Raw genomic sequence first — 13,709 nt, 5'->3', positions numbered from 1 at the left:
TAGGCCGGGTAAGGCGAAGCCGCCACCCGGCAAAACGAATCGCGAGGCAAAAATGATTCACGTTGAAAATGTCAGCAAGACCTTTGTACTCCACCAGCAAAACGGCGTGCGCCTGCCGGTGCTGCAAAACGCCTCGTTAGAGGTCAGCCAGGGCGAATGCGTGGTACTGCACGGCCACTCCGGCAGCGGGAAATCCACCCTGTTGCGCTCCCTCTACGCCAACTATCTGCCGGACGAAGGCCACATTCACATTCGCCATAACGATGAATGGGTCGATCTGGTGCAGGCTCCGGCGCGCAAGGTGCTGGAAGTACGTCGCGCCACCATCGGCTGGGTGAGCCAGTTTTTGCGGGTGATCCCGCGCATCAGCGCGCTCGATGTGGTAATGCAGCCGCTGCTGGATCTTGGCGTCCCGCGTGACACCTGCGCCGCCAAAGCCGCGCGCCTGCTCACGCGCCTGAACGTGCCGGAGCATCTGTGGCATCTCGCCCCCTCCACCTTTTCCGGCGGCGAACAGCAGCGGGTGAATATCGCCCGCGGCTTTATCGTCGATTACCCGATTTTATTGCTCGATGAGCCAACGGCCTCGCTGGATGCCAAAAACAGCGCCGCCGTTATTGAACTGATTGAAGAGGCCAAAGCACGGGGCGCAGCCATCGTCGGGATCTTTCACGACGAGGCGGTGCGCGATCGCGTAGCGGACAGGCTGCACCCGATGGGGACACGCGTATGATCATCAACAACGTCAGACTGGTACTGGAAAACGAGGTAGTGGGCGGCTCCGTAGAGGTGCGGGACGGTGTCATTCGTGCCTTTGCTGAAACGCAGAGCCGCGCGCCGGAAGCGATGGATGGCGAAGGCGGCTGGCTGCTGCCGGGGCTGATTGAGCTGCACACCGATAACCTGGATAAATTTTTCACCCCGCGTCCGAAGGTGGACTGGCCCGCCCACTCGGCGATGAGCAGCCACGACGCACTGATGGTGGCGAGCGGGATTACCACGGTGCTGGATGCGGTGGCGATTGGCGACGTGCGCGACGGCGGCGATCGGCTGGAGAATCTGGAGAAGATGATTAACGCCGTGGAAGAGACGCAAAAGCGCGGCGTTAACCGGGCCGAGCACCGCCTGCATCTGCGCTGCGAACTGCCGCACCACACGACCCTGCCGCTGTTCGAAAAACTGGTCACCCGCGAGCCGGTGACCCTGGTCTCGTTAATGGATCACTCGCCAGGGCAGCGTCAGTTCGCCATTATTGAAAAATACCGTGAATATTATCAGGGCAAGTACTCGCTCAGTGATGAGCAGATGGCGCGCTACGAAGAAGAGCAGCTCGCCCTCGCCGCACAATGGTCGCAGCCGAATCGCCAGGCGATTGCCGCGCTGTGCCGCGAGCGCAACATCGCGCTGGCGAGCCACGATGACGCCACGCATGAGCATGTGGCGGAATCCCATCAGCTTGGCAGCGTTATCGCCGAGTTTCCCACCACGTTTGAAGCGGCCCAGGCCTCGCGCAGCCACGGTATGAACGTGCTGATGGGCGCGCCGAATATCGTGCGCGGCGGCTCGCACTCCGGCAACGTGGCGGCAAGCAAACTGGCCTCCCTCGGCCTGCTGGATATTCTCTCTTCCGATTACTATCCGGCCAGCCTGCTGGATGCGGCGTTTCGCGTGGCGGACGATGAGTCCAACGCCTTCACCCTGGCGCAGGCGATCCGCCTGGTGACGAAAAACCCGGCGCAGGCGCTGAACCTGCACGATCGCGGCGTCATTGGCGAAGGTAAACGAGCGGATCTGGTGCTGGCCCACCGCAAGGGCGAGCATATCCATATCGACCATGTCTGGCGGCAGGGAAAACGGGTGTTCTGATGGGAAAACTGATCTGGCTGATGGGGCCATCCGGCTCCGGGAAAGATAGCCTGCTGAGCGCGTTGCGCCAGCAGGAGCCTGCGCGTCTGCTGGTGGCGCACCGTTACATTACCCGTCCCGCCAGCGCGGGCAGCGAGAACCATATCGCGCTAAGCGAGCAGGAATTTTTTACCCGCGCCGGGCAAAACCTGCTGGCGCTGAGCTGGCACGCTAACGGCCTCTATTACGGCGTGGGCATTGAGATTGATCTCTGGCTGCATGCGGGCTTCGATGTGCTGGTCAACGGCTCGCGCGCCCATCTCCCGCAGGCTCTGGCGCGCTATGAACGGGCGCTGCTGCCGGTCTGCCTTCAGGTGTCCCCGGGGGTGCTGCGCGCCCGTCTGCAAAGCCGGGGGCGGGAAAGCTCCCAGGAGATAGAGGCACGCCTGGCGCGCGCCGCCCGCTATACCCCGGCGGAGTGTCATCTGCTCAATAATGACGGAAGTTTGCTACAGTCAGTCGAGAATCTGTTAGCGCTTATCCGCCAAAAGGAGCCCAACCATGCCTGCCTGTAAACTTCGTCCCGCCGCCGCTGAAGATGTCGAAATCGTCTACGGCCTGATCTGTGAACTGAAACAGGCGGAGCTGGATCGCGCCGCCTTTCACGCCGGGTTTGCCGCCAATCTGCAGGATCACAATATGCGCTATCAGCTGGCGCTGCTCGACGACAGCGTGGTGGGGATGATCGGCCTGCATATGCAGTTCCATCTGCATCATGCCAACTGGATCGGCGAGATCCAGGAGCTGGTGGTGCTGCCGCAGGCGCGCGGCCAAAAGGTGGGTAGCCAGCTGCTGGCCTGGGCAGAAGAGGAGGCGCGCAAGGCGGGCGCGGAGATGACCGAGCTCTCCACCAGCGTCAAGCGCGTGGACGCCCACCGTTTTTATCTGCGCGAAGGTTATACGCAGAGCCACTTTCGCTTTACCAAACCGCTGTAGAGGTGTTGATGAGTTTGACCCTGACCTTAACGGGAACCGGTGGCGCACAGCTGGTGCCGGTCTTTGGCTGCGACTGCGCGGCGTGCCGCCGGGCGCGTGCTGACGCGCAGTATCGCCGTCGCCCCTGCAGCGCGACGGTCAAATTCAACGAGGCGGTAACGCTGCTTGATGCGGGCATACCGCATCTGATGGATGAATGGCCTGCGGGAAGTTTTCAGCAATTTTTGCTGACCCACTACCATATGGATCACGTCCAGGGGCTGTTTCCGTTGCGCTGGGGCGTGGGGGCGACCATCCCGGTTTACGGCCCGCCGGACGAAGCGGGCTGCGACGACCTGTTTAAACACCCCGGTATTCTCGATTTCAGCCACACGGTCGAGCCGTTTGTCACCTTTGAGCTGCAGGGGCTGCGGGTCACGCCGCTGCCGCTTAACCACTCGAAACTGACCTACGGCTACCTGCTGGAGAGCGCCCACAGCCGCGTGGCATGGCTCTCTGATACCGCCGGGCTGCCGGATAAAACGGCGAAATTCCTGCTCAACAATCGCCCCCGGGCGATGGTAATTGACTGCAGCCATCCTCCGCGCCCGGAAACACCGCGCAACCACTGCGATCTGAATACCGTCATCGCGCTGAATGAAATCATTGGCTGCCCGCGGGTGATTCTGACCCATATCAGCCACGAATTTGATGTATGGATGATGGATAACTCGCTGCCGGAAGGGTTCGAAGCGGGGTACGACGGGATGATATTGACGCTGGAGTAAAGGTGCTGACGAAATAAAAAACGTTTTCAGGCATATTTCTTAAAAAAAAGTCTGGCCGTTTCCCATCACACTACCTGAAAAATAATCGTAATAAGATGCTGCGCAGCGAACGGTTTACAGGGAGTGGTGATGCACGCGTCTGACTATTTAAGAATGAAAATACAAAGCGACAGGCATCTGGCAATGTCTGTACAAAACGGCTTCAGGGGTGTCATACAAACGGCAAAAGGGGTCGCTTCGGATATTTATGCGGGGATAGAGCGGGCAAGCTGGTACACATCCTGTCTGATTCCGCAATATCATGAGGTCTGCCATGAACTGGCGAGGGAAGAAACCCGGATGTTCTATTCTATAGCGTCTGTCTTTCAGCACCGGGATGTTCTCCAGCATATGCTTTATCTCTATTTTAAAACGGTTTTAGCGGATATTGATAACGGTAATTCTGATGGACAGGTACGAAATCTAACTAAAGGCGTTACTCATTTCGCGGCAAATTTAGCTGTCGCAAAGGAAACCCGACTTGCGATTGCAGAAACCATTTCTTTATTGCTTGCACATTCAGAATTTCTGTCAGGAGCGGTAGTCAAAAAAATTGCGGGCATAACGCCAGTTTTTACGGCAGCTTTACAGCTTTTCGGACTTGAACAAAAAGCGGCAATGGCCGCGCGAAGATTAAAAGCGCTCGATCCTCGCTATTACTGGATTTTGTATAACGCAAAACTGGAGATGCTCTATTACTTCGTTGAGCCGGTACTGAATGAAATCATAATCAAAACGAATGCTGGTTTTTTCACTGATACTAATGCGTTAATATATGAAATAAAAAAGGATGTTTCATGTTTAAGAGTCTTTTATCGCTACTCATTTCAGAGATACTCTTCCCGATTTGCATCCTTGGCTGTGCAGGCATCCTTTTTTATCTTTTTCCTGAGTATTGGTTTCCTTTGACCGTATTATGCGTTTTCGCCCTCATTTGGCTTTTCCCAAAGATGTTCAATAAATATGACAAATACAATTAGTAATCTTTATAAATCTGAATACTTTCTGCAAGGAGTTTATCATGTCCAATCCCGCTTATCTTTGGCTCACCGATGCAAATGACTCCCCTATGAAGGGAGCGTCTTTAGTTTCTGGCAGAGTCGGGGCCATTGAGCTTAAATCCTTCACACATAATGTGAGTATCCCTGCCGATGCTAATACCGGGAAGCTAACCGGCACCCGTATTCATGCACCCATTATGTTTCAGAAAGAGTTCGACAGGGTCACGCCACTTTTATACAAAGCGCTGAGTACCAACACCACCCTCAGGTCGGCCGTAATAAAGATGTATTCGATTAATGAAGCAGGGCTTGAGGCGGAGTATTTCAATATTATCCTGGAGAACGTCAAGCTGGTCTCCATTACGCCCGATCTTTACCCGGGTGCGGCCACGGGAACCCACCTCGAAAGCGTGCTGATGCGCTATGAGAAAATCACCTGGAAACATTGCGATGGCAACATTATCTATACCGATGAATGGAACCATCGCGCTGTGGCATAACGTTAATAATCCTCTTCCAGCCGGCGCTCGTCGTCCTCTAAACGACGCCTGTCGTCATCGAGCTGGCGCTGGCGCTCGTCAAGCTGGCGGCGGCGCTCATCCATCTGCCTGCGCCTGTCGTCATAGTTACGCCGATCGTCATCGCTGCGGCGGCTCTCTTCGTAGCGACCATCATACCGGTCGTCGCTGCTGTCGCGACTGTTGTTGGGGTTGTAGGCGTCGTTAATCGCCTGTTGAATGTTGCCGATGGCGTCGTCGATAACATCCGCATGAGCGACCGGGCCGGTTAAGGCCAGCACAGCAAACAGGGCGGTAGAGTAACGTTTCATCTTGGCGTCTCGCGCAGCAATAAACTGGCTTAACGTTAATCAATCGTTAAAAATCGCTGTAGTGGAGGAATCTCAATTTCGCCTGATTTTGCGTAGCGCCTGTGCCAGCTGTGCGCGAGTAAACGGTTTTCGCAGTAACTGAACGTCCGGCAGCTGCGGGTTATGCGCCGGGCGCAAATCCTGACCGCTGATCAGCAGCACCGGCAAGGCGGGCCAGAGAGTGCGCGCCTGGTTAACCACTTCCGCTCCGCTTAAGCTGCCGGGCAGCATAAGATCGCTTATCAGCAGCTCCACTTCCGTCGTTGTCGCCAGCATCTGTAGCGCCTGCTCGCCCGTTTCCGCCTCCAGAGTCATATAGCCCAGCAGGTGCAGCTGTTCGCACAGGGTCTGGCGCACGTCGGCTTCATCCTCCAGCACCAGCACCAGCTGATCCTCCTGCGAGGCTTCGGTGGCCACGGGGGCATCATTATGGCTTGTGACGGCCAGCGTGGAGCGTGGTAGCTGCAGCCGCACGGTTGTCCCCTGCCCTGGCGCGCTCTCTATTTCCACCCGCCCGCCGGATTGACGAACAAAGCCATACACCATCGACAGCCCCAGCCCGCTGCCGCTACCGGTCTGCTTGGTGGTAAAAAACGGCTCGAAAACCTGAGCTTTCACCGCCTGCGACATCCCGCAACCGCGATCGATCACCTCCAGCGCCACCATATCCTGCCTCCGTCCGTCGCTACGGGTAACGCGCTGGTTCCATGTGCGGATTTTAATTACTCCGCTTTGCCCCTCCATGGCATCGCGGGCGTTCATCACCAGATTAATAATGGCATTCTCCAGCTGGCTGACATCGATCCAGGCGGGCCAGGCCGGTTGCTGCGCCTCTATCTCCAGCGCGATGGTGGCGGGAAGCGAATGGCGCATCAGCTCCCCGAGGTTCTGCAGCAAGGGCATCATCTCAACCGCATGGGGATGGAGCGACTGCTTACGCGAGAAGGCGAGCAGGCGCTGGGTTAGCAGCGCGCCGCGCTCCGCGGCCTTCAGCGCCCGGCTGATGCGCGGCGCATCTGGCGAATGCGGGTCCGCCAGCTCCAGGCTGCCAATGACCACCGCCAGCAGGTTGTTAAAATCGTGTGCTAACCCGCCAGTCAGTTGCCCTACCGCCTTCAGCTTCTGGCTGTGCAGCAGCGCCTCTTCCAGCCCCTGACGTTCAGTGCGATCAATTTCAAGCTGGGTGGTTTTTTCCTTAAGCAGCCGGGAGGTGCGCGCCAGCGACGCGGTATTGCGGGCAAAGATGCTGAAGGCGCGCGCCAAATCCCCCAGCTCGTCCCGCCGCTGAAGCGCCGGAACAGAGACATCCTGTTCGCCGTGGGCGAGGCGCGACATAGCCCGGGCGATGGCCGTCAGGTTAGAACCGAGGTTGCGATAGATATACCATCCGGCGAAACCGGTGATGATCAGCGCCAGCAGGGCAAAAGCGCTGATAAAGACGATGCCGGACCGCAGCTCCTGGTGGCTCTGCGCGGTTCGCTGCGCCGACGCCAGCGCCACCTGCGCAACGTACTGATTGATATCGCTGTTTAAGATGGCCACCAGCGCTTTGATGTGAAACATATACCAGCTAATGGCGAGATCGCTCTGCGCCAGCGCGGCTGACAGCGGTGACAGCTTACGCAGCTCTGCGTTGAAGTCCTGCAGGACGGCGTTGATTGTCGGCTGGACGGCAGCGGATGGCAGACGGCCTGCAATTATCCCCATCTGCAGGATAGTTGCCCGCGGCGAGGGGGTATCTATCGCGGCGACAATCAGCCGATCCATCTCGGCAAGCCGCTGCGCGTCCGGTACGCTATCCCCGGTCCGCCGCTGTATCGCCTGCAGGTGACGCAGATAGCTCTGGTTCTGATAGAGCGAACTGAGCAGCGCGTTGCGCTCCAGATGGCGGCGCTGGCCGCGTTCCAGCATCCCATTCACGCTCTGCTGTAATTCATTGCTGCGCTGAATGATACGCGCCACCAGTTCAGGCTCCTGCCGCGCCAGCGGCGCCAGGGCCAGCTGCTGTAGCGACTGGCGTAGCGCCGCTTGCATCTGCCGCAACCGTTCCGCCTCGCTCTTATACTCCAGCGCACCCACCACCTGCGAGAGCCGCACCGCCGCCGTCGCCACGTTGGCCGTGTCACGCGCCAGATTCATGCTGCCGGTCATGTCATCCAGCGTTTGCTGCTGCACCTGTTCCTGCATCTGGCTGGCGTGGCGAAAGCCCAGCACCGCCACGCCGCTGACCATCAGCGTAACGGCAACCACCAGCAGGTTGAAGATCAACAGGCGGCCGCGAGCGCTGGCAAAGAAAGGGATGCGGCGTGAAGGCATATCCGAAAGCTCCTGTACGAGGCGATAGCTTCCACCCTGCCCCGTTTCCCGCAAAAAGCGGCAAAAACGTCGCCGATTTGTGACGCATGTTAACTATTCATAACTATGACAAATATGAACAGCGTCTGACATGTTGCGTTTATTTGGGCGTGGTGAAGTGCGGTATATCGACCTTCAGAGGAGCGCCACCATGAGCAGAACGCCCGTGTTAGAGATGCGCAACATCGCCAAAACGTTTGGCCATTTTCACGCGCTTAAAGGGGTGGATCTGACGGTATATCCCGGTGAGATCCACGCCCTGATGGGGGAGAACGGCGCGGGAAAAAGTACGCTGATGAAGATCCTCGCAGGCGCCTACACGGCAAGCAGCGGCGAGATCCTGATCGACGGCCAGCCTTTTCACATCAAGGGGCCGAAAGATGCCCTCGCCGCAGGCATTACGCTTATCTATCAGGAGATGCAGCTCGCGCCCAACCTCACCGTCGCCGAGAATATTTTCCTCGGCAGCGAGCTGTCGCGCGGCGGGCTGGTGCAGCGCAAAGAGATGGCCGCGCAGGCGCAGGCAGTCATTGACCGCCTCGGCGCACAGTTCAGCGCCACCGATCGGGTGATGAAGCTGACCATCGCCGAGCAGCAGCAGGTAGAGATTGCCCGCGCGCTGCACCGCAACAGCCGTATTCTGGTAATGGATGAACCTACCGCCGCCCTCTCCTCGCGGGAGACCCACCGTCTGTTTGAACTGATTTTGCGCCTGCGCGATGAGGGGATGGCGATTATCTATATCAGCCACCGCATGGCGGAGGTGTATGAACTTTCCGATCGCGTCAGCGTGCTGCGTGACGGGCAATATGTGGGTAGCCTGACCCGCGACAGACTCAACGCCGCGGAGCTGGTGCGCATGATGGTGGGCCGCCCGTTAAGCGACCTCTTCAATAAAGAGCGCGATATCCCGCTCGGCGGCCCGCGCCTCAACGTTCATCACCTTACCGACGGGGCAAAAGTGCAGCCCTGTAGCCTGCAGGTCCGCTCCGGCGAAATCGTCGGCCTGGCGGGCCTGGTGGGCGCGGGCCGTTCCGAGCTGGCGCAGCTCATTTTCGGCGTGCGCAAGGCCACCGGTGGCATGATTGAAGTCGATGGCGAGCCGGTGGTGATCCACTCCCCGCGCGCCGCCATCGACTACGGCATCGGTTTTTTGACCGAGAACCGCAAGGAGCAGGGGCTGTTTCTGGAACTGGCCGCCCAGGAGAACATCACCATGGCGACGCTGGAGCGCGACGCGAGCTTCGGCATGCTTAACCGCAAAAAAGCGCAGTCGATCTCTGATGATGCTATCGCATTGCTCAATATCCGCGTGCCGCACGCCCAGGTGCGGGCGGGCGGTCTTTCTGGCGGCAATCAGCAAAAATTGCTCATCTCCCGCTGGGTAGCGATTAACCCCCGCATCCTGATCCTGGATGAACCCACGCGCGGCGTAGACGTCGGCGCCAAAAGCGAGATCTACCGCATCATGAACCAGATGGCGCGCCAGGGCGTTGCGATCCTGATGATCTCCAGCGAGCTACCGGAGGTGGTGGGGATGAGCGATCGTGTCTACATCATGCGCGAAGGCAGCATCGCGGGCGAGCTACAGGGATCGGCTATTACCCAGGAGAACATTATGACGCTGGCAACGGGCGTGAACGACTCTCACCAACAGGCGGTACACCCATGACAACTTCTACCACTCCGCAGCGGGCGGCAAAATCGGCCTCCGCCAAAAAAATGCTGATGAGCGATCTGATGCAAACAGTCGGTATTTTGCCGATTCTTATCCTGATTGTGGCGGTATTTGGCTTTATCGCGCCTAACTTTTTTACCGAAAACAATCTGCTCAATATTACCCGGCAGGCGTCGATCAATATCGTGCTGGCGGCGGGAATGACCTTCATTATTTTAACCGGCGGGATCGACCTCTCGGTAGGGTCGATCCTTGGCACCACGGCGGTGGCGGCGATGGTGGTCTCGCTGATGCCGGAGTTCGCCATGCTCTCCATTCCGGCGGCGCTGATGCTCGGTATGGTGCTCGGGCTGTTCAACGGCGCGCTGGTGGCCTTTGCCGGTCTGCCGCCCTTTATCGTGACACTCGGCACTTATACGGCGCTACGCGGCGCCGCCTACCTGCTGGCGGACGGCACGACGGTCATCAACTCCGATATTGGCTTCGAGTGGATCGGCAATAACTACCTCGGCCCCATTCCGTGGCTGGTGGTGATTGCGCTGGCGGTGATCGTTATCTGCTGGTTTATCCTGCGGCGCACCACGCTTGGCGTCCACATTTACGCGGTGGGTGGCAATATGCAGGCGGCGCGCTTAACCGGCATCAAAGTCTGGCTGGTATTACTGTTCGTCTACGGTATGAGCGGCCTGCTCTCGGGCTTAGGCGGAGTAATGAGCGCCTCGCGACTCTACAGCGCCAACGGCAACCTGGGGGTGGGCTATGAGCTCGACGCCATCGCCGCAGTGATCCTCGGCGGCACCAGTTTTGTCGGCGGGATCGGCACGATCACCGGCACGCTGGTGGGGGCGCTGATCATCGCCACCCTTAATAACGGCATGACGCTAATGGGCGTCTCCTACTTCTGGCAACTGGTGATCAAAGGGGCGGTGATCATCATTGCAGTGCTGATCGACAAATATCGCACCCGACACCATCAAAGCGCATAACAACAACATCTTACTTCGAGGAAGAGAATATGAGAGTAAAACCCTTAGTGACCGCGCTCTGCGCCGGGGCCCTGCTCGCCGCAGCGCCGTTTGCGCAGGCGAAAGATCTGAAATCCATCGGCGTGACGGTGGGGGATTTAGCTAACCCGTTCTTTGTACAGATTACCAAAGGGGCAGAGCTGGAGGCCCGCAAGCTGGCGGGCGACAACGTGAAGGTGACGCTCGTCTCCAGCGGCTACGATCTGGGCCAGCAGGTGACGCAGATCGACAACTTTATCGCCGCGAAAGTGGACATGATTATCCTTAACGCGGCGGACTCCAAAGGGATCGGTCCGGCGGTAAAACGCGCGAAGGAGGCGGGGATCGTGGTCGTGGCGGTTGACGTAGCGGCGGAAGGCGCCGACGCGACCATCACCTCCGATAACACCCAGGCGGGCGAGATGGCCTGTAAATACATCACCGACCGGCTGAACGGCAAAGGCAACGTGGTGATCATCAACGGGCCGCCGGTCTCCGCAGTGCAAAACCGCGTAGAGGGCTGCCAGACCGAGTTCAAACGCCACCCGGAGATCAAGGTGTTGTCATACAACCAGAATGCCAAAGGCAGCCGCGAAGGCGGGCTGGAGGTGATGACCTCCCTGCTGGCGGCCAATCCGAAGATCGACGGCGTGTTTGCCATTAACGATCCGACGGCGATCGGCGCGGATCTGGCAGCGAAACAGGCGCAGCGTAACGAGTTCTTTATCGTTGGCGTGGACGGCTCTCCGGACGGCGAAGAGGCGCTGAAGCGGGAAAACTCCCTGTTTGTGGCAACCCCGGCGCAAGACCCGCAGGTGATGGCGGCGAAGGCGGTGGAGATTGGCTATGACATCCTGCAGGGTAAACCCGCGCCAAAAGAGCCGGTACTGATCCCGGTGACAATGATCGATAAGAAGAATGTCGGGACCTATAAGGGTTGGACGGTGAAATAAGCCCGGTAACGCCCCTCACCCCGGCCCTCTCCCCATGTACAGTCCGGGGACATGGTAGACAGATGTTCGGGGACATGGTGAACACTTTTTAACATCCCTTACCCATGGTGATCGACTTTTTCTTCAGGTCGATCACCCCCACTTTCGTGCTGTACCACCAGACTTCATAACAGCCGTCCTCCTGCGTTTCCTTCAGCCCCACACGCTCTCCCCTGAAGGCCTTGCCTGCGTTCAGACTGAGACCCTTTATGCTCAGCTTCCCGCTGATATCCACCTTCCTCACCATCACCCCTTCGTCATATTCCGGCGGCATGACGGTGGCGCTGTACTGACGGGCGGACGGCTGATAGCGCGAGGCCGGCACCGCCATACCCAGCGCCTCGTGCGGACGCTCAAGGTTATAGACAGCCCGCCACTGGTCGAACGCCCGCTGCAGCCCGCTGCTGTCGGCGAACCATCTTCCCTGCAGGAGTTCCGCCTTCAGGCTGCGGTGAAAACGCTCCAGCTTGCCCTGGGTCTGTGGATGATAAGGCCGGGAGTGACCGACACGGATACCCAGACGCATCAGCCACAGCTCCGGCCCCGTCCAGCTGCCGGTGGTGTCGCCCCACGGCGCGCCGTTGTCCATGGTCATCCGGTCCGGCAGACCGTAGTGTTCAAAGACCCTGACGAGCTGCCGCTGTACGGTCTCACGCCGTTCATCCCCGCAGTGCGCCAGACACAGGGAGAACCGGGAGTGGTCGTCCAGCAGGGTGAGCGGATGGCAGCGGCCGCCGCCAAAGGGAAAATGGCCCTTGAAATCCATCTGCCAGAGCCGGTTCGGGGCGGAGTGTTCGAAGCGGCCGGTAGCCGGTATGCCGGGAGGCATACCGGGCAGCAGGCCGTGACGGGCCATCAGGCTGTGAACGGTGCTGAAGGCGGGCATGGGATGCCCGCGGTCCTCCAGCCAGCGCTTAATCTTGCGCGCGCCCCAGCGTTCATGGCGGGCATGGGCCATACGCAGCAGGTCAGTGATGCCGTCCGGTGAACGGTTCGGGGAGTGATGCGGCGTGCGCGGCCGGTCCTGAAGCCCGGCTGCGCCGTCTTCAGCCCAGCGGCGAAGCCACTTGTAGCCGGTGGCCGGTGAAATGCCGTAGTGGCGGCAGAGTGAACGGATGTTCGCCCCGTCCTGCGAGGCGAACAAAACAAACTCAGTACGTAATGACATGGTATCTCTCGCATCCCAGGGCATAAGCGGCTCCATAAACGGGTTCTTATGCCTCAGTTGTAAGTGTCTACCATGTCTCCGAACAAGTGTTCACTATGTCCCCGGACTGTACACCCCAGAGGGGAGAGGGAGAAAGGCTCGCGCTGGCTCCTCCCCAGAGAGGAGAGGGGGAAAGGCTCGCGCTGGCCCCTCCCCGGAAGGGAGAGGGGAACTACGGGTTAAGTAAACGCACCGGACTATCCCCTCTCCCCTCTGGGGAGAGGGTTAGGGTGAGGGGAAACCCAGCACAAACCCAAAGGAGTTCTTATGAAACGCTCCGAAATCAACGATATCCTCGGCCACACGCGGCAGTTCTTCTCCATGCAGAACGTCCACCTGCCGCCGTTCGCCAGCTTTACCCCTGCCCGGTGGCGACAGGCGGATGACAGCTGGCGCAAAATATTCGACCTGAAGCTCGGCTGGGATGTCACCGCCTTCGGCGGGGATAGCTTCGCCAGCCAGGGCTTAACGCTCTTCACCCTGCGCAACGGCTCTCCCGGCGGCGCGCCCTATGAGAAGTGCTACGCCGAAAAGATCATGCACGTGCGCGACGGACAAATGACGCCGATGCATTTTCACTGGCGCAAGCGCGAGGACATCATCAACCGCGGCGGCGGCAACCTGATTATCGAACTCTGGAACAGCAATGCGCGGGAAGAGACCGACAACAGCACGGTGAACGTCGTGGTCGATGGCTGTCTGCAGACCCACGCGGCGGGTAGCCAGCTTCGCCTCTCCCCCGGGGAGAGCATCTGTCTGACGCCCGGCCTCTACCACAGCTTCTGGGGCGAGCGCGGTTTTGGCGACGTGCTGGTGGGGGAAGTCTCCTCCGTTAACGATGATGACCACGACAACCATTTCCTGCAGCCGCTCGATCGCTATAACAGCATTGAAGAGGACGAACCGGCGGTGCTGCTGCTCTGTAACGAGTACCCCTCTTTCGCCAATAAGGAGTGA

14 protein-coding genes are annotated in these 13,709 nt (G+C 59.0%); 11 read left to right on the top strand and 3 right to left on the bottom strand.

Annotated features, from left to right (window positions below):
- The first annotated feature begins 52 nt into the window (after positions 1–52).
- From phnL to BN3796_RS02775, 7 genes are all read left to right on the top strand, one after another.
- Positions 53–733: a phosphonate C-P lyase system protein PhnL gene (gene phnL, locus BN3796_RS02810; RefSeq protein WP_061706912.1), complete on the top strand. Its 681-nt coding sequence runs from the start codon at positions 53–55 to the stop codon at positions 731–733.
- Positions 730–1,866: an alpha-D-ribose 1-methylphosphonate 5-triphosphate diphosphatase gene (phnM, locus tag BN3796_RS02805; protein WP_061706911.1), complete on the top strand. Its 1,137-nt coding sequence runs from the start codon at positions 730–732 to the stop codon at positions 1,864–1,866. The genes phnL and phnM overlap by 4 nt, the downstream gene beginning before the upstream one ends.
- Positions 1,863–2,420 (top strand): ribose 1,5-bisphosphokinase, encoded by a 558-nt coding sequence (gene phnN / locus BN3796_RS02800; protein WP_148381750.1) that lies wholly within the window; start codon positions 1,863–1,865, stop codon positions 2,418–2,420. Before phnM ends, phnN begins: the two co-directional genes overlap by 4 nt.
- Entirely contained in the window at positions 2,407–2,841 is a 435-nt protein-coding gene (phnO, locus tag BN3796_RS02795; protein WP_061706909.1) for an aminoalkylphosphonate N-acetyltransferase, read from the top strand. The genes phnN and phnO overlap by 14 nt, the downstream gene beginning before the upstream one ends.
- Before the next feature lie 8 nt (positions 2,842–2,849).
- On the top strand, positions 2,850–3,608 hold the full coding sequence (phnP, locus tag BN3796_RS02790; protein WP_061706908.1) for a phosphonate metabolism protein PhnP: 759 nt from the start codon (positions 2,850–2,852) through the stop codon (positions 3,606–3,608).
- Between the two features lie 129 nt (positions 3,609–3,737).
- Positions 3,738–4,556, top strand: a complete 819-nt coding sequence (locus BN3796_RS20525; RefSeq protein ID WP_238379215.1) for a hypothetical protein — start codon at positions 3,738–3,740, stop codon at positions 4,554–4,556.
- Between the two features lie 112 nt (positions 4,557–4,668).
- Positions 4,669–5,148: an Hcp family type VI secretion system effector gene (locus BN3796_RS02775; protein WP_061706906.1), complete on the top strand. Its 480-nt coding sequence runs from the start codon at positions 4,669–4,671 to the stop codon at positions 5,146–5,148.
- A 2-nt stretch (positions 5,149–5,150) separates the two neighbouring features.
- Here the strand turns inward: BN3796_RS02775 and yjdP are convergent, their stop codons facing one another.
- A complete protein-coding gene (yjdP, locus tag BN3796_RS02770) occupies positions 5,151–5,477 on the bottom strand; it encodes a DDRRRQL repeat protein YjdP (RefSeq protein WP_061706905.1) in 327 nt (108 codons plus the stop codon).
- Positions 5,478–5,549: 72 nt separating this feature from the next.
- Complete coding sequence (locus tag BN3796_RS02765) at positions 5,550–7,832, bottom strand: ATP-binding protein (protein ID WP_061706904.1); 2,283 nt, start codon at positions 7,830–7,832, stop codon at positions 5,550–5,552.
- Positions 7,833–8,022: 190 nt separating this feature from the next.
- On the opposite strand from BN3796_RS02765, the gene BN3796_RS02760 reads away from it, so the two are divergent.
- Genes BN3796_RS02760 through BN3796_RS02750 form a run of 3 tightly spaced genes read left to right on the top strand, consistent with a single transcriptional unit; the run spans position 8,023 to position 11,506 of the window.
- Positions 8,023–9,543, top strand: a complete 1,521-nt coding sequence (locus BN3796_RS02760; protein ID WP_061706903.1) for a sugar ABC transporter ATP-binding protein — start codon at positions 8,023–8,025, stop codon at positions 9,541–9,543.
- Positions 9,540–10,535 (top strand): ABC transporter permease subunit, encoded by a 996-nt coding sequence (locus BN3796_RS02755; protein WP_061706902.1) that lies wholly within the window; start codon positions 9,540–9,542, stop codon positions 10,533–10,535. The genes BN3796_RS02760 and BN3796_RS02755 overlap by 4 nt, the downstream gene beginning before the upstream one ends.
- A gap of 29 nt (positions 10,536–10,564) precedes the next feature.
- The gene (locus BN3796_RS02750; RefSeq protein ID WP_061706901.1) at positions 10,565–11,506 is read left to right on the top strand and encodes an ABC transporter substrate-binding protein; all 942 of its coding nucleotides are present in this window, start codon (positions 10,565–10,567) and stop codon (positions 11,504–11,506) included.
- 88 nt (positions 11,507–11,594) lie between these two features.
- Here the strand turns inward: BN3796_RS02750 and BN3796_RS02745 are convergent, their stop codons facing one another.
- Positions 11,595–12,737: an IS481 family transposase gene (locus tag BN3796_RS02745; RefSeq protein WP_061706824.1), complete on the bottom strand. Its 1,143-nt coding sequence runs from the start codon at positions 12,735–12,737 to the stop codon at positions 11,595–11,597.
- Positions 12,738–13,019: 282 nt separating this feature from the next.
- Between BN3796_RS02745 and BN3796_RS02740 the strand changes: the two genes are divergently transcribed.
- Complete coding sequence (locus tag BN3796_RS02740) at positions 13,020–13,709, top strand: D-lyxose/D-mannose isomerase (RefSeq protein WP_061706900.1); 690 nt, start codon at positions 13,020–13,022, stop codon at positions 13,707–13,709.

This window comes from Pseudenterobacter timonensis (assembly GCF_900021175.1).
Classification (GTDB): Bacteria; Pseudomonadota; Gammaproteobacteria; order Enterobacterales; family Enterobacteriaceae; genus Enterobacter; species Enterobacter timonensis.
Note: the sequence above shows the minus strand (reverse complement) of the source record. Positions and strands in the feature narration are given on the sequence as shown.

Excerpts from the sequence above, each read along its gene's own strand:
- phnL (WP_061706912.1), top strand. The coding sequence starts at position 53 with ATGATTCACGTTGAAAATGTCAGCAAGACCTTTGTACTCCACCAGCAA.
- BN3796_RS02745 (WP_061706824.1), bottom strand. The coding sequence starts at position 12,737 with ATGCCCTGGGATGCGAGAGATACCATGTCATTACGTACTGAGTTTGTT.
- BN3796_RS02750 (WP_061706901.1), top strand. The coding sequence starts at position 10,565 with ATGAGAGTAAAACCCTTAGTGACCGCGCTCTGCGCCGGGGCCCTGCTC.
- yjdP (WP_061706905.1), bottom strand. The coding sequence starts at position 5,477 with ATGAAACGTTACTCTACCGCCCTGTTTGCTGTGCTGGCCTTAACCGGC.
- BN3796_RS02760 (WP_061706903.1), top strand. The coding sequence starts at position 8,023 with ATGAGCAGAACGCCCGTGTTAGAGATGCGCAACATCGCCAAAACGTTT.
- BN3796_RS02740 (WP_061706900.1), top strand. The coding sequence starts at position 13,020 with ATGAAACGCTCCGAAATCAACGATATCCTCGGCCACACGCGGCAGTTC.
- BN3796_RS02765 (WP_061706904.1), bottom strand. The coding sequence starts at position 7,832 with ATGCCTTCACGCCGCATCCCTTTCTTTGCCAGCGCTCGCGGCCGCCTG.
- BN3796_RS02775 (WP_061706906.1), top strand. The coding sequence starts at position 4,669 with ATGTCCAATCCCGCTTATCTTTGGCTCACCGATGCAAATGACTCCCCT.
- BN3796_RS02755 (WP_061706902.1), top strand. The coding sequence starts at position 9,540 with ATGACAACTTCTACCACTCCGCAGCGGGCGGCAAAATCGGCCTCCGCC.
- BN3796_RS20525 (WP_238379215.1), top strand. The coding sequence starts at position 3,738 with ATGCACGCGTCTGACTATTTAAGAATGAAAATACAAAGCGACAGGCAT.
- phnP (WP_061706908.1), top strand. The coding sequence starts at position 2,850 with ATGAGTTTGACCCTGACCTTAACGGGAACCGGTGGCGCACAGCTGGTG.
- phnM (WP_061706911.1), top strand. The coding sequence starts at position 730 with ATGATCATCAACAACGTCAGACTGGTACTGGAAAACGAGGTAGTGGGC.
- phnO (WP_061706909.1), top strand. The coding sequence starts at position 2,407 with ATGCCTGCCTGTAAACTTCGTCCCGCCGCCGCTGAAGATGTCGAAATC.